At 62.3% G+C, this 20,080-nt stretch carries 17 protein-coding genes; 9 read left to right on the top strand and 8 right to left on the bottom strand.

What is annotated here, in order from left to right:
* Positions 1-243: 243 nt before the first annotated feature.
* The 9 genes from ACQZ2L_RS23930 (at position 244) to ACQZ2L_RS23970 (ending at position 11,715) form a co-directional block, all read left to right on the top strand.
* On the top strand, positions 244-1,887 hold the full coding sequence (locus ACQZ2L_RS23930) for an acetolactate synthase large subunit (protein WP_101321786.1): 1,644 nt from the start codon (positions 244-246) through the stop codon (positions 1,885-1,887).
* A 231-nt stretch (positions 1,888-2,118) separates the two neighbouring features.
* A complete protein-coding gene (locus ACQZ2L_RS23935) occupies positions 2,119-4,056 on the top strand; it encodes a flavin monoamine oxidase family protein (protein ID WP_430328136.1) in 1,938 nt (645 codons plus the stop codon).
* Between the two features lie 144 nt (positions 4,057-4,200).
* A complete protein-coding gene (locus tag ACQZ2L_RS23940; RefSeq protein WP_430328137.1) occupies positions 4,201-5,097 on the top strand; it encodes a nitrilase family protein in 897 nt (298 codons plus the stop codon).
* A gap of 9 nt (positions 5,098-5,106) precedes the next feature.
* Complete coding sequence (locus ACQZ2L_RS23945) at positions 5,107-6,267, top strand: hypothetical protein (protein ID WP_430328138.1); 1,161 nt, start codon at positions 5,107-5,109, stop codon at positions 6,265-6,267.
* Positions 6,264-7,256: an asparaginase gene (locus ACQZ2L_RS23950; protein WP_430328139.1), complete on the top strand. Its 993-nt coding sequence runs from the start codon at positions 6,264-6,266 to the stop codon at positions 7,254-7,256. Before ACQZ2L_RS23945 ends, ACQZ2L_RS23950 begins: the two co-directional genes overlap by 4 nt.
* A 100-nt stretch (positions 7,257-7,356) precedes the next feature.
* Positions 7,357-7,911: a UPF0149 family protein gene (locus ACQZ2L_RS23955; RefSeq protein WP_103438313.1), complete on the top strand. Its 555-nt coding sequence runs from the start codon at positions 7,357-7,359 to the stop codon at positions 7,909-7,911.
* 144 nt (positions 7,912-8,055) lie between these two features.
* On the top strand, positions 8,056-8,685 hold the full coding sequence (locus ACQZ2L_RS23960; RefSeq protein ID WP_430328140.1) for a glutathione S-transferase family protein: 630 nt from the start codon (positions 8,056-8,058) through the stop codon (positions 8,683-8,685).
* 30 nt (positions 8,686-8,715) lie between these two features.
* Positions 8,716-10,746 (top strand): pyridoxamine 5'-phosphate oxidase family protein, encoded by a 2,031-nt coding sequence (locus tag ACQZ2L_RS23965; protein ID WP_430328141.1) that lies wholly within the window; start codon positions 8,716-8,718, stop codon positions 10,744-10,746.
* A 69-nt stretch (positions 10,747-10,815) separates the two neighbouring features.
* Entirely contained in the window at positions 10,816-11,715 is a 900-nt protein-coding gene (locus ACQZ2L_RS23970; protein WP_430328142.1) for a LysR family transcriptional regulator, read from the top strand.
* On the opposite strand, the gene ACQZ2L_RS23975 is transcribed toward ACQZ2L_RS23970, so the two are convergent.
* The 8 genes from ACQZ2L_RS23975 to ACQZ2L_RS24010 form a co-directional block, all read right to left on the bottom strand.
* The gene (locus ACQZ2L_RS23975) at positions 11,708-12,580 is read right to left on the bottom strand and encodes an aldose 1-epimerase (RefSeq protein ID WP_430328143.1); all 873 of its coding nucleotides are present in this window, start codon (positions 12,578-12,580) and stop codon (positions 11,708-11,710) included. The two genes, ACQZ2L_RS23970 and ACQZ2L_RS23975, sit on opposite strands and share 8 nt — an antisense overlap.
* A gap of 29 nt (positions 12,581-12,609) precedes the next feature.
* Positions 12,610-13,536: an EamA family transporter gene (locus tag ACQZ2L_RS23980; RefSeq protein WP_430328144.1), complete on the bottom strand. Its 927-nt coding sequence runs from the start codon at positions 13,534-13,536 to the stop codon at positions 12,610-12,612.
* Positions 13,537-13,590: 54 nt separating this feature from the next.
* A complete protein-coding gene (locus tag ACQZ2L_RS23985; RefSeq protein ID WP_101321779.1) occupies positions 13,591-14,871 on the bottom strand; it encodes a TRAP transporter large permease in 1,281 nt (426 codons plus the stop codon).
* Positions 14,872-15,399, bottom strand: a complete 528-nt coding sequence (locus tag ACQZ2L_RS23990; RefSeq protein WP_314876267.1) for a TRAP transporter small permease — start codon at positions 15,397-15,399, stop codon at positions 14,872-14,874.
* 62 nt (positions 15,400-15,461) lie between these two features.
* Positions 15,462-16,433 (bottom strand): TRAP transporter substrate-binding protein, encoded by a 972-nt coding sequence (locus ACQZ2L_RS23995; protein WP_430328145.1) that lies wholly within the window; start codon positions 16,431-16,433, stop codon positions 15,462-15,464.
* Between the two features lie 56 nt (positions 16,434-16,489).
* A complete protein-coding gene (locus tag ACQZ2L_RS24000; RefSeq protein ID WP_430328146.1) occupies positions 16,490-17,374 on the bottom strand; it encodes a glucurono-1,5-lactonase in 885 nt (294 codons plus the stop codon).
* A gap of 28 nt (positions 17,375-17,402) precedes the next feature.
* Positions 17,403-18,209, bottom strand: coding sequence for an NAD-dependent epimerase/dehydratase family protein (locus tag ACQZ2L_RS24005; protein WP_430328147.1), 807 nt, complete (start codon positions 18,207-18,209; stop codon positions 17,403-17,405).
* 183 nt (positions 18,210-18,392) lie between these two features.
* Positions 18,393-19,631, bottom strand: coding sequence for an OprD family porin (locus tag ACQZ2L_RS24010; protein ID WP_430328148.1), 1,239 nt, complete (start codon positions 19,629-19,631; stop codon positions 18,393-18,395).
* Positions 19,632-20,080: the final 449 nt, after the last annotated feature.

The raw sequence follows: 20,080 nt of genomic DNA on the forward strand, positions 1-20,080 counted from the left end.
CGGTCGGAAAGGGCCGCAACGCGGCCCCAGCAATCTCAAATCCGCACGCAAATCCCGCCCCCTCGACATCCCCCACCACCAAGGTGCGACAATATTGCACTTTGATGACGTGACTTTCCCCTGCACCCTCAACGTCAAGACTTAACCCACGGGCACCTTGCGCCTGTGCAAAGACTCTTTCAGCACCCCTGTGCTGACCGTCCTGGATGTCCCTGCGTCCAATTACTTGAGGTAACAAGCAAGATGGCTAAGGCCGCCGATGTCGTTGTGCAATGCCTGGAAAACGAAGGTGTCGAGTATGTATTCGGCATCCCTGGTGAGGAAAACCTCGACCTGCTCGAATCCCTGCGCAAGTCGAAGATCAAGCTGGTACTGACTCGCCACGAGCAATCCGCAGGCTTCATGGCCGCCACCTATGGCCGTCTGACCGGCAAGACCGGCGTCAGCCTGTCGACCCTTGGCCCAGGCGCGACCAACCTGGTGACCGCCAGTGCCTACGCCTACCTCGGCGGTATGCCGATGATGATGATCACCGGCCAAAAGCCGATCAAGAAGTCCAAACAGGGCCGCTTCCAGATCATCGATGTGTGCGGCATGATGGCGCCCATCACCAAGTACACCCATCAGTTCGCCTCGGCCGACAACATCCCTGCACGCATGCGTGAAGCCTTCCGCCTGGCGGAAGAAGAAAAGCCCGGCGCAGTGCACCTTGAGCTGCCAGAAGACATCGCTGCCGAGCAAACCGACAGCATGCCGATCCCGCCAAGCCTGAGCCGCCGTCCACTGGCTGAGCACAAGGCCGTGGAAGCCGCTGTCGAGAAGCTGCAGAACGCGCGCAGCCCGATCCTGGTGATCGGCGCCGGCGCCAACCGCAAGATGACCGCCAAGGTCCTCAAGCAACTGATCGACAAGACCGGCATCCCGTTCATCACCACTCAAATGGGCAAAGGCGTGGTCGACGAGCGCCACCCACGCTTCCTCGGCAACGCCGCGCTGTCGTCCGGCGACTTCGTCCATCGCGCCGTCGAAGCTGCCGACCTGATCATCAACATCGGCCACGACGTCATCGAGAAGCCACCGTTCTTCATGGTCCGTGGCGGCACCGAGGTCATCCACATCAACTTCCGTTCTGCCGAAGTCGATGCGGTGTACTTCCCGCAGATCGAAGTGATCGGCGACATCGCCAACGCCGTCTGGCAGATCGGCGAAGCTTTGACCGATACCAGCCACTGGGACTTCACCCGTCTGCTGACCATCCGCGAAGCCAACGAAGCACAGATCGCCGAAGGCGCCGACGACGACCGCTTCCCGGTCTACCCGCAGCGCCTGGTTGCCGACATCCGCCGCGCGCTGCCGTCCGAAGGCATCGTCGCCCTCGACAACGGCATCTACAAGATCTGGTTTGCCCGCAACTACAAGGCGCACAAGCCCAACACCGTCCTGCTCGACAACGCCCTGGCAACCATGGGCGCCGGCCTGCCATCGGCGATGGCCTCGCACCTGGTCTACCCGGATCGCCCGGTGATTTCTGTGTGCGGCGACGGCGGCTTCATGATGAACAGCCAGGAACTGGAAACCGCAGTACGCCTGGGCATGCACATCACCGTGGTGATCCTGCGTGACGACGGCTACGGCATGATCCGCTGGAAGCAGGCCAACATGGGCTTCACTGACTACGGCCTGGACTACGGCAATCCCGACTTCGTCAAATACGCCGAAGCCTACGGTGCCAATGGCCACCGCGTAGAAAGCGCCGAAGGCTTCCTGCCGCTGCTCGAGCACTGCATCAAGACCCCAGGCGTGCACGTGATCGACTGCCCAGTCGATTACAGCGAGAACGACCGCATCCTCAACAGCGAGCTGCGTGAGCGCGCGCTGGCGGTGTAACGCTTAGGTCAAATCAGGGCCTATATGTGCAAGGCCGCTTCTGCTGAGTAAGTGCAGCCCAACAGCTGTATTTATCTTTGCAGGAGCGGCTTTGTGCTGATCTTAGCTTGCAGCTTAAATCGCACCCCCAGGCCCCACTATAAAATGCTGACCGCGTAGTAATTACATCCCGCCAAGTAACGCCGCTCTAGCCTCAAGCTTGCCCTTCAATTACTTCGAAGGACTGAGGCAATGACCATTGGATCTACTCACAACCATCCCGCAGATCTTGCCGTAGAGCCAGCGCTCCCAGCTCAACCCTGGGCTGCACGCTTCCCCAATCCACCAGACCTGTGTTTTGACTATCGCCGATTGGTTGAGCAGCACGGGGGTGTCGCTCAGGCAACGGCGAAGGATCAGCGCATTTGTATCGTCGGTGCAGGCGTCACCGGGCTCACCGTGGCCAGAGAGCTGCTGCGCTGCGGCTTCAGCAATATCACACTGATCGAACAGGCCCAGCGCGTCGGTGGCAGGCACTTGACGTTACCCAGTGCGACTGAGGCAAACCCGCGACCCTCGACCCCTTTCGAAATGGGTGCCATGCGCATGCCATTCTTCAACCGCACCGGTGAGTCGCCCAAAGACGGCCGTTCGCTAATGGCGTACTACTCCAGTCTGTTCGATCTGCATCTCTCGGACTTTCCAAATCCGGGCACTCCCTGGGTAACGGGTACAGGTATTTACCTGGAAGAAGGGCAGTTTGACGGCAGTGCTGAGCCAACGTTGTTGGTCTGGCGCAACCCAACCGGCGAATCGCCGCCCCCTACTGCTCGCTTGCAAATTGTCCACGGCAAGTGGAAGCGTTTTGCCGAGCAACTGGCCGAGCGCGTTGCCCAGGTTTACGGGACCGTCGCCTGGGAAGAATTCTGGGCTGCAACTGTTGCTCGCTACCATAAACTGTCCTTTCGGGATCTGGTTCGGCTGCCAGCTTTGGAGCTATGGCGTGAAGATAACCCAGGGGACTTTGGCGGGCTGGGCATGGATGCCGATGAGTCGGCGATCTTCTATTCCATCGGTATCGGCGATGGCAGCTGGGGCGCGTTTTATGACGTCTGCTGCCTGTACCCGTTACGCACAGCCATCTTTGGCTTTAGTAGCCACCTCCAATTAGTTCACGGTCGGGTAGATGAACAGGGTGTACCTCTTGCTGCGCCTTGGTTGGGCCGGCCCGCACTGCCCGACAGCAGCGAGCTGATGTTTCAGGGGCCGCGCTATCTCGGCTTGGCGGCGCTGGATGAGTGTCTGTTGTTCATGCCCATCGAGCAGTCCGATAAATCCTTATATACCCATCTCGCTGCGCGTGAGGATGGCCTGCTTACCGACAGCGCCGTCTGTGGGCTGAGCAAGTTGGCTAATGGCCGCATCAGAGTCGATTACCGCTGGCATCACAGCAGCCCTCAAAACGAGCAGTTACGAAGCGGTGACCATGACACCGTGATCGTTACCCTTCCGTCATGGTTGATCGAGACCAATATCAAACTCCAGGGGTTCAGCTCTGCAGAGTTACCCCAGCGCATCATCAAGGCCTGGAAGACTGCTCACTGGGAGACCAGTTGCAAGGTCTACGCGCCACTGAGTAAGCGCTTCTTCGACGAGGGCTGCAAGATCCCACAGATCCTGGTCACCGACAGCTTCGTCCACGATGTCTACGCATATCGCTACAACGCTCACTACGCTCAGGACTGCATTCTGCTGAGCTACACCTGGGAGGACGATGCTACCAAATTGGCGGCTTTCACCGATGTTGAGCTTGGGCACAAGTGCCTGGCCGAGCCCGACAGAATTCTGATGCGCTGCACAAATATCCAGCAGCTGATATCGCCCTACGTTGACGCCAGCAACATTCAGATTCAGCGTTGGGTAACAGATCGTAACGCGCTGGGCTGCGCCAAGCTGTACCGCGCCGGCACCTACTACGACGCAGTTAGCTTGATGAAGTACAACCGCGACCTTGCTGCTGGTTCCGGGCTGTATCTGGTCGGGGAATCGTTTTCGGTCGATGCCGGCTGGACTGAACCATGCCTGCGCACTGCCATCGACGCGGTGATCAATATCTGCGAACGCAGCGGTGCAGTATTCAACGGAGGCTTCACCCTGGCGGATTATCCGCATTACCAACTGCAAAAATGAGCCGGAGCGGGGCAGGGACCCTGTCTGCTTCCTGCCTACGCTGTGGATTTTTCCTACCTTTTTGCCGGAGCCGGCTGGCTGTCGGAAACTTTGCTATCCCCGCTTTACTGGCCTCCTTCCCATAACCACAACAAGGAAGCCACCATGCCCCATACCCCGAATGCCGTCAGCCCGGTACGCATCGCTGTGATCCAGTACGACCCGCAAGTGGGTCTCGAACACTGTGACGGCAACTTGAGCAAAGGCCTGGCGTTGGCTCGCCAGGCCGTGCGCGAGGGTGCCAATCTCATCGTGCTGCCTGAGCTGGCCAACACTGGCTACACCTTCCATAGCCGTGCCGAGGCCTATGCCCATGCCGAGCCGCTGGACGGCGGTCGTAGCCTTGACGCATGGAGCAGCTTCGCCCACGAGCATCAGGTCTATTTGGCTGCAGGCTTCGCCGAGCGTGATGGCCTCAAGCTGTATGACAGCGCCGTGCTGTTCGGCCCCGATGGCCTACTCGGGCACTACCGCAAGGCGCACCTGTGGAATCAGGAGAAGCTCTGGTTCACCCCGGGGAACCTCGGCTTCCCGGTATTCGAGACCCCTATCGGCCGCATCGGCTTGATGATCTGCTGGGATATCTGGTTCCCTGAAGTGCCCAGGCTCATGGCGCAGCAGGGCGCGGATATCATCTGCAGCCTGAACAACTGGGTGTGGACGCCGCCGCCGTTGTTCGATGATGCCGGGCGCTGCATGGCGTCCTACCTGACCATGACCGCAGCCCACGTCAACAACGTCTATATCGCCGCGGCCAACCGCATCGGCAAAGAGCGTGGCGGGCGATTCCTCGGTTGTTCGTTGATTGCCGGCACCAACGGCTGGCCCATCGGCCAGGTTGCCGATGCCGAGGCTGAGTGCATCGTCTATGCCGACGTCGACCTGAGTACTGCGCGTAGTGCGCCGATCTGGAACAGCCTCAACGACCTGCCTCGCGACCGCCGTACCGACCTCTACGATGCGACTCTCGGTTATCGCCTGCATCCAGCGCTGCCGCGCTGAGGAGGGGTGATGAACCGTACTCTATCGGCATCGCCCAGCGGTGCCCTGGAACTACTGCTGATCGGGCTGGCCGGCACCTTGGCGACCCTGTTGGTGATCGGCGAGTGGCCCGCTTACGCGCAGGTTGCGTCGACCCTAGAGCAGCCCATCAGTTACCTGCGCTGGATTGTCGGCGACATCAGTGAAGTCGCTTTCTACAAGCATGAGTTGCCAGCGCTTGGCCTGTTGCTCGGTGCCGGCATTGGTCATTGGGCTCACCGAGACGGGCGCCGCTGGCAGGGTTTCGCCATCTGCTACGGCACCGGTTTATGGCCATGGCTGCTGCTCAGTTCGCTGCTGGGGTTGCTGCTGAGCCATGTGCTGTGGGGGTGGACGCTGGCCAGCGGCGACTGGCAACCCACCTTCGTCGCCTTTGTCTCTTTGCCGGCGGCGATGGTGCTGCTGTTCGGGGGTGGTTGGCGGGTAGCGCTCAGTGGCGCACTGCTGGGCGCGGTGTTGGTCACGCCTGCCAGCCTGCTGCTGGTGAACTATGTCTGTTACCCGCTGCAGTTGCCGGTGGTGGTAGGCAACGTGCTTGGCATGGCGCTGGCCAGCGTAGGGGCGTTTGTCCTGTACAAACGCTTCCCGCGCCTGCTGGGCGAACGCCGCGATTCTGCTCTGAGCGATGCTCCGACAATCAGCGCAAAACCCGACCATGGCGTGCTCTGGACGCTGCGCCGGGTGCTGGCTGATTTCAGCGAAGCACCGTTCTTCGGCAATGAGTGGGCCAGCCTTGGCCTGCTGCTTGGGGTTCTGCTGGCTCATGTACTGGCGCCCGCAGCCGCGGCGTATGGCTCACTGCTGGTATTGGAAATGGTCGCAGCCCAGGCGCTGGCGTCGCTGCTGGGCGTGTTGCTCTGGCGGCGACAGTGGATGACACGCGGCTGGTATCCGACCTACATTCCTATTGTCTCGGTGGTGCCAGCCGCGCTGCTGACTCTGGGCGGTAGCTGGCAGGTCATGCTGCTCAGCGCCAGCCTCGGCGCACTTTTCGCGCCGCCGCTGGCGGTCGCGATCAGTGCTCGGTTGCCGAGCCATATGCACGGCTATATCGGTAACGTGCTGTCGATGGCGATCTGCACGTTGGCGATAGTGCCGTTGCTCAGTTTGATTGCAGGAGAAGCAGGATGACTCACATCAGCAAGCGAGCTTTACTCTCGATTGGCAGCCTGGGGGGCACCGTCAGCATGCAGGCGGCGGCACCTGGGCAAGGCGTCACGCCAACGCTCGACTGCCTGGGCCTGTTGGCCGCAGTCCCGCAATTGGCGGAGCTGGCCGAGCTGCGAACGGCCACCCTGTGCTTGCTGCCAAGCGCGTCACTGGGCTTTGCGCAGCTGTTCGGAGTGCTCGCCTGGGCGCAAGCTGAGGTAGAGCAGGGCGCCCAGGCCGTGGTCATTACCCAAGGCACCGATACGCTTGAGGAGACGGCTTATTTCCTCCACCTGCTGTGGTCATCGCCAACCCCGCTGGTGCTGACCGGCGCGATGCGCTCGGCCAGCCAGCCGGGCGCCGATGGGCCAGCCAATCTGCTCGCGGCAGCTCAGGTCGGGTTGGCAACAAGCAGTCGCGGGCGCGGTGTGCTGGTGGTCATCAATGATGAAATCCACAGCGCCGCCAAAGTCCGCAAGGTCGCCAGCGTGGCGATGGCGGCCTTTGCCTCGCCCGGTGATGGTTGTGATGGTTATCTGCTGGAAGGCAAGCCGGTCTATCGCCAGCCTGGTGCTGCCCGTAGTGTCTTGCCGTTACCCACCAATCGTGACCATACCGTCGCGCTGCTGGAAGCGAGCCTGGATGCTGATACTCGTCTGTTGGAGGCGCTCCCCAAGCTCGGCTATGCAGGGTTGGTGGTAGCCGGCTTCGGCGCCGGACATGTGTCGGCAAGCTGGGCCGAGGCGCTGCAGAGGATCGCCGAACAGATACCGGTGGTGATCGCCACGCGCACCGGCAGCGGGCCGACGGCCACTGCCACCTATGGCTTTGTCGGCGGCGAGATTGACCTGCGCGGCAAAGGGATGCTGATGGCAGGGCGCTTGTGCCCGCGCAAATGCCGGATTCTGCTCTGGCTGTTACTCGGCTGTGGTCTTGAACAAACCCTCGAGGAGCATCTGAGTCAGTACTGAGCGACGCCGGCTGTGGCGGCACTCACTGCAACCTGCCACGAAAGCCGGCTAGCTATGCTAGGGTGCCTGCATATCCCGTAGTGCAGGAATTCGCCGAACCATGCTGCCCCGTCTTGAAGAAAAAGAACTCGCCCGCCTCGAAGATTTGCTGATCACCTACGGCAACGATTTCTCGGTACTGAACCTGGCCGAACTCAATGGTTTTTTCACCGCGCTGGCCAGTTCCCCGGTCAAGGTCAACCCCGAGCAATGGTTGCCCGCAGTCAGCGGTGGCAAGGTGCCGAAGTTTAAGCGTCCTGCTCATGAAGAAGCCTACACCGCTCTGATGTTGCGCTATTGCAACGACGTGGCCGCGGAGCTGGCCGAACAGCTGGATGAATTCGAGCCGTTGTTCGAAGAGAGTGAAGGCGAAGAGGGCGTAGCTATCATTCTGGAAGAGTGGTGCTTCGGCTACATGCGTGGCACGCAAGTCGCACAGTGGGGCGAGCTGCCCCCAGAGCAGGACGCCTTGCTCAAGGCCATTTCCTTGCATGGCCTGGAAGACAACTTCGAACTGCTCGACTCGATGAGCTTCGATGAGCTTCAGGCCTGCGTGCCACTGGTGATCGACGCCGCGCGCGGCCTGTATCGCTATCAGAAGCAACATCGCCACTGAAACCCAAGGCGAGCGGCTGGCCCGTGATCAACTGAACGATTATTTCGCCTGGCGAAATTATGGATTGTCACGGGCACTGATTCTATTGGCTGGCGGATGGGCGCAGGATTACCTGCATCGCCCACCCACCCCGGAGTCAGGACCATGCCAACCCCTATCAAGCTCTACAACTTCCCCAAGTCCGGCCACGCTCACCGCATCGAGTTGATGCTGTCGTTGCTTGGTCTGCCGACTGAACTGATCTTTGTCGACCTGGCCAAGGGCGAGCACAAGCAGCCCGCGTTTCTCGCCATCAACCCGTTTGGCCAAGTACCGGTTATCGACGACAACGGCACGGTCATCGCTGACTCCAATGCCATCCTCGTTTACCTCGCCAAGACCTATGACCAAGGCCACTGGCTGCCCGAGCAACCACTGGCTGCGGCCAAGGTGCAGCGCTGGCTGTCGGTTGCCGCGGGGCCGTTGGCCTTTGGCCCCGCTGCGGCGCGGTTGATTACAGTCTTCGGCGCCTCGTTCAATGCGGAAGAAGTGATCGGCCGCGCGCACAACCTGCTCGCAGTGATCGACCAGGAGTTGGCCACACAACCCTTCCTCACCGGCACCAGCCCAACCATCGCCGACGTCGCCAACTACTCCTATATCGCCCACGCGCCTGAGGGCAACGTGTCGCTGGAGCCGTACGCCAACGTCCGCGCCTGGCTGGCCCGCATCGAAGCGCTGCCCGGCTTTGTCGCCATGCCGCGCACTGCCGCCGGCCTGCACAGCGCCGACTGATCTGGCCCATGCCCTGCGAGGGACGCCGTCATGCACACGCAATCCAATGATCCGAGCTCGCCTTGGCATGCCGGCGAGAGAGCCTTGCAAGAAAAAGCCGGCGTCGCCGAGCGGATGGCCGTGTTCGGGCAAAAGGTCATTCGTGACTACATGCCCGACCAGCACCGCCAGTTCTACCAGCAACTGCCGTTCATGATTGCCGCCAGCGTGGACCCTCAGGGTCGGCCGTGGGCGACCTTGATCGAAGGGGCGGACGGCTTTGTCAGTTCGCCGGATCCGCGTCAGCTGCGCCTGGCCGCCAAGCTTGCCAAGGATGATCCAGCCGCCGCTGGGCTGGCCGCCGGGCAGGCGATTGGCATGCTTGGCATCGAGCTGCACACGCGTCGGCGCAACCGTATCAACGGCGTGATTCAAACGGCACTGGCTGGTCAACTCGACGTGCAGGTCGAGCACGCTTTCGGCAACTGCCCGCAATATATCCAGCTGCGTAACTATCGGCGTGTCGAAGGGCGCGCGCAGCCCCGCGAGGACGCGACCTCGCTGGACGCATGGGCCACAGCGCTGATCGAAGCTGCCGACACCCTGTTCGTCGCCAGCTACGTCGAGCATGCCGGCGGTCAGCGCTCGGTGGATGTTTCCCACCGTGGCGGGCGGGCCGGCTTCGTCAAGGTCGAGGGCAATCGCCTGACCATCCCGGACTACGCCGGCAACCTGCACTTCAATACCCTGGGCAATCTACTGGTCAATCCACGCGCCGGCTTGCTGTTCGTGGATTTTGCCAGTGGCGACGTGCTGCAGCTGTCCGGGCGCACCGAGCTGCTGCTGGACAGCCCGCTGACCGAGGCATTCGAAGGCGCCGAGCGGCTGTGGGTACTGGAAGTCGAACAGGTGGTGCGACGCCCCGCGGCGGTGTCGCTGCGCTGGGACTTCGAGGCCTATGCGCCAACCAGCCTGGCCACCGGCACCTGGACTGAAGCGCAGCAGCGCCTGCAACAGGCTCAGCGCCAGCAGGATTGGCTCGCCTGGCGAGTGAGCAGGATCGAGCAAGAGAGCCGTGATATTCGCTCGTTCTATCTACAACCCGCCGACGGTTCAGCGATAACCTTCGCGCCTGGGCAGCACATCCCGCTGCGCTTACCGCTTGATGCGCAATCCACGGTGATCCGCACCTACAGCCTGTCCAGCGCGCCCTCGGACGGCTACCTGCGCATCAGCGTCAAGCAGCAGGGCGCAGCGTCGCGCTATCTGCATGAGCAGGTCGGTGTTGGTGATGTGCTGCACGTGCGCCTGCCGATGGGCAGCTTCAAGCTCGACAGCAGCAGCGAGCGGCCATTGGTGCTGATCGCGGCAGGGGTCGGCATTACACCGCTGCTGGCGATGCTGCGCGAGCAGCTGGCGCTCAGTGCTACGCGGCCTGTGCATCTGTTCCAGGGCGCCCGCAGCCTGGCCGAGCTGCCATTTGGCCAAGAGCTAAGGGCATTGCACCAGCAGGCCGGTGATCGCCTGCATCTGTACCGAGCGCTCAGCCAGCCCGAAGCCCCAGCGGTACTTGGCCAGGACTTCGAGATAGCCGGTCGGCTTGGCATCGAGCAGATCAAAGCGCGCCTGGCGCTGGATGACTATGACTTCTACGTTTGCGGCCCGGCCAGCTTCACCCAGGATATTTATGACGGCCTGCGCCGGTTGAGCGTGACGGACGCGCGCATCCATGCCGAGGCCTTTGGCCCGTCGACGCTGACCCGTCACGGCGACGGTGCTCAGCCTGCGCTGCAGCAGCCACCCGCAGCCACTCAGCCAGTACCGGTGCATTTTGCCGGCTCGGCCAAGGAGGCGCGCTGGACGCCTGGCTCCGGCAGCCTGCTGGAACTGGCCGAGCGCCGCGGGCTGACGCCGGAGTTCAGTTGCCGTGGCGGTTCCTGCGGCACCTGCAAGACGCGCATCGTCAGTGGCCAGGTGCACTACCCGCAGCCACCCGCTGAGTTGCCCGAGAGTGGCAGCGTGCTGATCTGCTGCGCTGTACCGGCAGATGACGGCGGCCAGCCGCTGGTGCTTGATCTTTGATCGATGCGCCCTTGTGATCAGCCGCCCGCCCCGGGAATAATCGCAGCAGGATACACACGGGGGCGGGGCATGGATCAGATCCATCTGATGAAGGTGCTGATTGCGGTGGGTGAGCTGGAGAGCTTTGCCGCAGCGGCGCGCAAGCTCGGCCTGTCGCCGGCGGCGGTAACGCGGGCAGTCAGTGCCCTGGAAGAAGCGCTCGGGGTCAAGCTGTTGCAGCGCACCACGCGCAATGTGCGCCTGACCGAAGCCGGCAGCCGCTACCTGGAGGACAGCCGCAACATCCTCGCCAGTATCCACGAGGCCAACGAGGCGGCAGCCGGGATCAACGCCGCACCCAAAGGCAATCTGTCGGTAACGGCGCCGTTGCTGTTCGGCAAGGCCTTCGTCATGCCGTGCATCGTTGACTACTTGCAGGCTTACCCCGAAGTGGACGTGTCCGCCTACTTTCTCGATCGAGTGGTCAATCTGGTGGAGGAGGGCATGGACGTTGCCGTGCGCATCGGGCCATTACCCGATTCGGGGTTGAAGGCTGTGCGCGTCGGCCAGGTGCGCCGGCTGTTGTGCGCTTCGCCTGAATATCTACAGCGCCACGGCACACCGCAGCATCCCGCCGAGTTGGCCGAGCATACGATGATTGCGGCCAGCGGCGTGTCACCGCGGCTGGACTGGACATTCGGCCCTGAACAGGCGCCTGTGCAGGTGCGGGTCAAACCCCGGCTGACAGTGACCAGCAACGATGCGGCAATCGTCGCCGCCACGGCGGGGCTGGGTATCGCGCGGCTGCTCTCGTATCAAGTGGCAGCGGAGCTGGCGGCGGGGCGCCTGCAGGTGGTGCTTGAGGATTACGAGCAAGCGCCGTGGCCGATCCATGTGCTGCACCGCGAAAGCAAATACGGCTCGACCAAGGTCCGGGCGTTCATCGATCGGCTGGCCAGCAACCTGCGGGCGCACCATTACCTCAATTGAGTGCTTGGTACTGCATTCTGAAACCCAGGCTGACGTGCTCGCCCTTGCGTAGCAGGCGCAAGCCGGGGCGCCCAGGCAAATGATGTGCATTGATCGGATGGCTGACTGGTTCGAAGCAGAAGAACGGCTGGTCCTGCGGACAGAACAACAGGTAATGGTCGGCTCCGCTGGCGCTGCAGTGTAACTGATAGCCGGCTGCCGGCTGGACAATCGTGCACTCGCCTTGCCAGCCGCTGAAGGCATGATCAACCACTGTCGCTGGCAGCTCACTCAATTGCTCGAAGCGCCATTCAGGCGGGATTCCGACTTGGCGCGACGGCAAGCAACCCTCATCGCCGATCCATACTTGACGCGCCGGGGCCAGCAACAAGGTGTCAGCATAGCGGGGCAGATACGGGTGCAGCCCAAGACCATGCCAGCAGGGCAATTCATCCAGATGGATGACCTGCAGATCCAGGCTCAGGCAGCCCTCGGCAAGGCTGACATGCAGCACCGCCCGATAGGCAAAAGGCAGCTCGCTGTTCAGCGTCAGGCACGCATGATCAGCACCTTTATGCGTCACTTGCCAGGGCTGCTGCCAGGCGCTGCCATGGATCGCATAAGGCGAATGCTCGGTGTTCGCTGGCAATGCCAGCCAGCCATCGGGGCGGGCGAAGCCGCCGCCATCGATCCGGTTCGACCACGGCACCAGCGGATAACACCCCAGGCGCCGCGGAGAGCCGCTGTCCAGCGCCGCTTGATCACTGTGGCGCAGCAATGCCTGGCCACTGCCTTTGACCTGCCAGTTGACCAGGCTGGCGCCTAGTTGCGGGGCCAGGCTCAGGCGTGTCAGGCGGTCTTCAAGATGCAGTTCGAACAAAGCCATTTAGCACGCTCCAGGTGCAAACACGATGATCAGGCCGAGCGCCGATAGGTCAGCAGCACAATCCCGCAGACCACCACCGCGCCGCCGATCAACTGCATGCCGCTCAGGCGTTGATCGAGCAAGGCCCAGGCCAGCAACAGCGTGGCGATCGGCTCGATGTTCATTACCGGCGCGTTCTGCGCCATGTTCAGCCGCGGCACGCAGACGAACAGCAAAGTAAACGCCACGCCATACAGCACCACCAAGCTGGCCAGAGCGATCCAGCCGGCGCTGCTGCTAGGCAGTGACAAGCCCGCCGGCACCCAGCCGCCGACCCCGGCCACCAGCATGCTGGCGAACACGATCATCAGGGTCAGCAAGCTACGCACCGGCCCGCGCACGCTGGCCAGCTTGTGATCGGTGATCCACAAGGCGCAGGCAAATACACACGCAGCGCAGAAGGCCAGGCTCACGCCGAGGGTCCAGTCCGGGTTGGCCTCGGCGCTGTCGGCCAGGCGTGACGGCACATCCAGCGCCAGCACCAGGCCGAGCAGGATCAGCCCCATCAGCAGCACGGTGCGCCGGGTCGGCCGCGGCCCGCCGAGGGCCCAGCTGAGCAGTGCCAGCAGAATCGGGAAGGTGTTGCCGACCAGCAGCGCCAGCGCCACCGGGATCCGCGCCACCGCTGAGTACAGGCACAGGCTCTGGGTGGCAATCAGCAGGCCCAGCAGCAGTTGCCAGCGCCGCGAACCGGCGGGCAGGCCCAGCGACTGGCGCTGCCACAGCACCAGTGCCGCCAGCGCCAGCAGGGTGATCCCGGAGCGACACAGAATCGCCAGCAACACGCCGGTGTCGTTATCAAAGGCGATCCGCGCGGCGATGTGGTTGCCGGCAAAAGCACAAGCCAGCAGCGCCAACAGCGCCACCGCCAGCTTGCGCGGAAACAGGGAGGTATTCGAAGAGGAGGCGACAGCCATGTGCACAAATCCGTTTGCAGGGGGAGGGCGAGCCCGCAGGCCCGCCTGTCACGGTTACAGCACTACGCTCGGCAGCCACAGCGAGATAGCCGGGATATAGGTCACTGCCATCAGCACCAGGAACAGCGCCACATAGAACGGCAGCAGTGCCTTCACCGTCGCCTCGATGCTGACCTTGCCGATGGCCGAGCCAACGAACAGCACCGCACCCACCGGCGGCGTGATCAGGCCGATACCCAGGTTGACCAGCATGATCATGCCGAAATGCACCGGGTCGACGCCGATGCCAGTGATCACCGGCAGCAGAATCGGCGTCAGGATCAGGATCAGCGGCGCCATGTCCATCACCGTGCCCAATAGCAGCAGCATGAAGTTGATGCACATGAGGATCACGTAACGGTTGTCCGACAGGGTCAGGAACAGCGTGGTGATCTTCGACGGGATCTGCATCAGCGTCATCACGTAGCCAAAGCTTGCGGCAAAGCCGATCAGGATCATCACGATCGAGATGGTCCGCACCGTGCGGTGCATCAACTTGGGCAGGTCGCGCCACTTGTAGTCGCGGTAGATGAACATGGTCACGAAGAACGACCAGACCACGGCAATCGCCGCCGACTCGGTCGCGGTGAACACCCCGGACAGAATGCCGCCAAGGATGATCACCATCGCCATCAGGCCCCACAGCGCTTCACCGGCGATTTTCAGCGCCTGGCGCAGCGGGATAACCTCACCCTTGGGGTAGTTGCGGCGCTTGGCGAAGATCAGGCACAGGCCCATCAACACCGCGCTCATCAACAGCCCAGGCATGACCCCGGCCATGAACAGCGAGGCAATCGACACCGTGCCGCCGGCCGCCAGTGAGTACAGCACCGAGTTGTGGCTGGGCGGAGTCAGCAATGCCTGCACCGAGCCACTGATGGTCACCGCCGTGGAGAACTCACGCGGATAGCCCTTGCGCTCCATTTCCGGGATCAGCACCGAACCGACCGATGCAGTGTCGGCCACCGACGAACCGGAGATCGCGCCAAAGAAGGTCGAGGCGGTGATATTGACCAGCGACAGGCCGCCACGGACAAACCCCACCAGCACCCCGGCAAACGCCACCAGCCGCCGCGACATGCCACCCTCGGCCATGATCGCGCCGGCCAGCACAAAGAACGGAATCGCCAGCAGCGAGAACTTGTTAACCCCGCTGGCGACCTGAATCATCATTGCCTGCAGCGGAATATCGATCCACCAGGCCCCGACCAATGCAGCCAGGCCCAACGCATACGCCACCGGCATGCCCAGCAGGATCAGGGCGATGAAGCTGCCCAACAAAATGAACGCATCCATTTATGCCGCTCCTTCGCTTTCTTCGACGACATCGAAGCGCATTACCTGGCGATGGCTCTGATCGCCGTAGAAGAGTTTTTCCAGTACGAACAGCAGAGTGATCGCCCCGCCGACCGGGATCGGCGCATAGGTCATGCCCACACGGATCGACGGCAAGGTGGCGAGAAACTGGTTCCAGGTGGTGATGCACAGCTTGATGCCATAGAAGGTCATGAACGCGCAGACCAGCAGCATCAGTACCTGCACCAGCAATGCCGCCGCCTTGCGCCGCGCTGGCGGCAGGCGATCGGTCACCGTGGTCACGGCCATGTGCGCACCCGCCCGATAGCTGGCGGCCGCGCCGATAAAGGCGAACACCACCATCAGCAGGATCGCCACCGGCTCCGGCCAGCTCGAACCGCTGCCGAGCACGTAACGGGCGAAGATGCCCCAGGGAATGATCAGCGTCATGGTCAGGATCGACAGCCCCGCCACCCAGATGCAACCGCTGTACAAGGTATCGTTGACACGCAACACAAGTGTTTTCATAAAGCACCACCGAGGCTGCACGTTGCCGTGCAGCCGCATCTAGCTGGGGAGGGAGCCGCAGGTCATTGGACTTCGGCGATACGCTTCATCAGGTCGGCGTATTGCGCGCCGTACTTTTCCCGTACCGGCGCGGTAGCGTCGAAGAACGGCTTCTTGTCGACTTCGATGAACTCGACCCCGGCGGCCTTGAGTTTCTCTTCACTGGCGGCCGACTTGGCGTCCCACAACGCACGCTCTTCCATCTGCGCTTCACGGGCGACTTTCTTGACCAGGGTCTGCTGCTCAGGGGTGAGCTTGTCCCAGGTGCTCTTGGACATCACCACCGGCTCAGGCAGGATCAGGTGGCCGGTCAGGGTGAAGTACTTGGCACTCTGGTAGTGGTTGTGCTCGAGCAGGGTCGGCGGGTTGTTTTCCGCGCCATCGATCACCCCGGTCTGCAAGGCGCTGAAGATCTCGCCGGTGTCCATGGCGATACCGTTGCCGCCCATCGCATTCATCATGTCGATGAACAGCGGGTTGCCCTGCACGCGGATCTTCATGCCCTTGAGGTCTTCGATCTTGCGCACCGGTTTTTTCGTGTAGATGCTGCGCGTGCCGCCATCCATCCAGGCCAGGGCGACCAGGTTGAATTCGGAATTGGTGATCTTGTCGAGGATCTCCTGGCCGATCTCGCCATCGATGATCTTGCGCATGTGCTCGTGATCGCGGAATACGAACGGCATGTTGAACACGTTCACATCCGGCACCACCGGGCCGACGATACCGAGGCTGACCCGGGTCATCTGCACCGCACCGATCTGCGCCTGTTCGATGACTTCCTTCTCCGAACCGAGCACACCACCGGCGAACATCTTGAAGGTGATCTCGCCATTGCTGGCGGCTTCGAGCTTCTTGCCCATGTTCTGCTCGGCGACTACGGTCGGGTAGCCGGCGGGATGGATCTCGGCGAACTTGATATCCAGCGCCGAGGCGGTGCCGGAGAGGCTGATCGCCAACGGGAGTACGGCCAGAAGCAGCTTGCGTTTGAAGACCATGGTGACGCTCCAGTGTTGTTATTATTTGGGTATCGCACGGTGTAACGGGATTCGGTTCAGCCGCGCCAGGCGGTTTCTGGCAGGCCCTGCACGCCCGCTTCCAGGGCGAACACGCCACCAGCCAGCGGCTGATCGTGCAGGTCGCCGCCGGGGCGGATCGAGGTCACGAACAAAGTGTCCAGGTTGCGTCCGCCAAAGGCGCACATCGCCGGCTTTTTCACCGGCACATTGAGTGAGCGGTCCAGCCGCCCATCAGGGGTAAAACGGTGCACCTGGCCTGCATCGTTGCCGCAGATCCAGTAGCAGCCGTCGGCATCCACGGCGGCGCCGTCAGGCCTGCCGGGGAAGCCGCGCATATCGACGAACAGGCGCTGGTTATGCGGAGTGCCGGTGTCGATGTCGTAGTCGAACTGCCAGATCCGCTGTACGTCGGGGTGTGAATCGGACAGGTACATGCGCGTGCCGTCCGGGCTGAACGCCAGGCCATTGGGCACGATCATCTGCTCCAGCTGCAGGTGCAGTGGCTGGCCCTCGCCGTCATACCGATACAGCGCACCCAGCGGTGCCGCCTGCTGCATGTTCATCAGCATAGTGCCGGCCCAGAAACGGCCTTGACGGTCGCAGCGGCCATCATTGAAGCGCATGCCTTCGGCGCCATGTTCAACCGCGCTCAGCAGACGGCTGTCGAGCTTGCTCTGGGCATTGGCAGTCAGCGCATAGACGCCATCTTCCATGCCGGCAATCCACTCGCCGTTGCTTGAGCGGGCGATGCAGGCGAGCATCTGCGGCGCTTGCCAGCTTTGATGAGCGCCATCTGCGGCCGTCCAGCGGTGCAGCTGGCCGGCAGGGATATCGACCCAGTACAGCGCCTGCTCGGCAGCATCCCACACCGGGCTCTCGCCGGTGGCATTGCGCGCATCCACGATCAGTTCGTAGTTCACGGTAGACAGCCTCCTTGCGCGTGGTGAATCAGTCGAATGGCCCGGCAGCGACAAACGCGCCACCCTGATACACCATCGCCGGATCATCGGCGGCTGGCGCTGGTTGCGCTTCGACCTTGGCGCGGAACACCTCGGAGGAGTCCTTCGGCTGGTAGCCCAGGTGCGCGGCATGGCGGTTGTCCCACCATACGTCACGGTTGGCCGAGGCGCCGTAGACCACGGTGTGGTCGACCTTTTCGGTGAACAGGCCGCGCTCGATCAATTGGGTCAGGTCGTCATAGCTCAGCCAGGTGCTGAGCATCCGCCGGTTCTGCGGTTCGGGGAACGACGAGCCGATGCGGATGCTGACAGTCTCGATGCCGTAGCGATCGAAGTAGAAGCTGGCAACGTCTTCGCCGTAGCACTTGGACAAGCCGTAGTAGCCGTCCGGGCGCCGCAGGGCATGGGCGTCGATCTGCTGGTCCTGTTTATAGAAGCCGATGGTGTGGTTGGAGCTGGCGAAGATGATCCGCTTGACCCCATGCTTGCGCGCCGCCTCGTAGAGATGGAACACGCCGCAGATATTCGGGCCGAGGATTTCTTCGAAAGGGCGCTCGACCGAAACACCGCCGAAGTGGCAGATGGCATCGACGCCTTCGACCAACTGATGCACGGCGGCCTTATCGGCCAGGTCGCATTCGACGATTTCTTCCTGCGCACTGGTGGCGGGCGCCATCGGTGCGATGTCGGAGAGGCGCAGTACTTCGGCGTAGTCCTTGAGGCGCTCGCGAAGCACTTGGCCGAGGCCGCCTGCGGCTCCGGTGAGCAGCAGGCGCTTGAACGGTGTGATAGTCATGGCAAGCTCGTTTGTTTTGAGTTGTTGTAGGTTGTCGTATGACTGTGCTGGATTATCGGTAGTGATTCGCAAGGTTGTCAATGCTTGCCGTGTCTGTTTTTGTCACTGCCAAAGCCTCCCCGCGACCCCTGTAGGAGCGGGTTCACCCGCGAAGAGGCCCGCACTAATACTCCAATACTCCTGTTACAGCAGCGACAGCGGATAGTTGAAGATCAACCGGTTCTCGTCGAACTCGTTGCTGCTGAAGTCGCGGCGGATGGTGGAGTTGCGCCACTTGATGCTCAAGTCCTTGAACGTGCCGCTCTGGATCACGTAGGCCAGCTCCGACTCACGCACCCACTCCTTGCCATCGGTAACCGCGCCACTGTGCACCTCGCGGCCACTGATATAGCGGTTCATCAGGGTCAGCCCAGGCACGCCGACTGTGGTGAAGTTGAAGTCATGCCGAGCCTGCCACGAACGCTCGTTGGCATTATCGAAGCTGGCGTTGTAGCTGTCGTTGGCCAGGGTGCCGCCGCTGGTGCCGTTGACCCGCATCCAGGTATCGCCACTGACCTTCTGCAGGCCGACATAGAAGGTGTTGCCGCCGACCTTGGCCGAGAACATCGCCGAGTAGGTCTTGTTGTCCAGCTCGCCCGCGCGCTTGGCGCCGTCGTCTTCACCCTGGAAGTAACCTAGGTTGGCGCCCAGGGTCCAGCTGCCGACCGGCTGGCTGTGGCTGACCTGCAGGTATTGCTGCTGATAGACATCCTTGAGCACCGCATTCCACAGACCGAACAGCGTGCGGTCCTGGTTGAACTTGTACTCGCCACCGACGAAGTTGAAGCGGTCCGACGCAGCGCCGCCGTAGATCATGTCGTCCATGCTGGCGTCGTTACGCGGGCTGTTGCCCCGGAACTGGCCGCCGTACAAGGTCAGCCCGGCGATCTCGTTGGACGTCACCTGACCACCGCGGAACGTCTGCGGCAGCGAACGGCCGTCGTCCGAGCGCAGGATCGGCAGCACCGGCATCCACTCGCCGATCTTCAATTCAGTCTTCGAGATCCGCGCCTTGCCCGCCACCGCCAGGCGGCCATAGTCATCTGCCGGCCGGCCATCGTCATGCCGCGGCAGCAGCCCGGTGCCGTAGGTGCCGCCACCGCCATCAAGCTTGACCGACCACAGCCCCAGCACATCCACGCCAAAGCCGATCGGCCCCTCGGTGAAGCCCGAGCGCGCATCGAGGATAAAGCTCTGGGTCCATTCCTCGGCCTTGCTCTGCGGGTTGGCCGGGTCGACGAAGTTGCGGTTGATATAGAAGTTGCGCAGGCCCAGCGTGGCCTTGGCGTCCTCCATGAAACCTGCGGCAACGCTCACCTGCGGCAATGAACCGAGGGCAGTTGCGCTGAACAGCGCGAGGGGAAGGTGTTGGCGGATTTTCATTATTGTTGTGCTCCCTGAGGGTGAAACTTTCCGTATGCCAGGCGCATGCAAGCGGCCAGCGGCAGTGGCGGGGTATTGGCGAGGCCGGTCAGGCCAAACGGTTTCGAGCCTGCGCGCGAGGGCTAGCTGCCGCGGGCAGTGCTGGGCTGAAGAGGACGGAGAAGGCGAACAGCGTGGGGGAGGGCTGAGATCGTCATAGGGGCTTCACTGGATTGTTGTTTTTGTTGTGTGTTGTCGTACGACTTTACGGATTATTAACGGCGGGGAAAAAGCTTGTCAATGGGGGGATAGGCGGGATTAAGCGGCGAGGTCAAGGATAATACGCGCCCGAAGGCTCTGTTGCGGGGTGTTTGGGGTTGCCGAAGACATCGTATGACGGGCTGAAAGCGGGGGCCGCTGCGCGCCCCTTTCGCGACACAAGGCCGCTCCTACAATAGACCGTGCAAGCC

It is taken from the genome of Pseudomonas shirazensis (assembly GCF_050496565.1).
GTDB lineage: Bacteria > Pseudomonadota > Gammaproteobacteria > Pseudomonadales > Pseudomonadaceae > Aquipseudomonas > Aquipseudomonas shirazensis_A.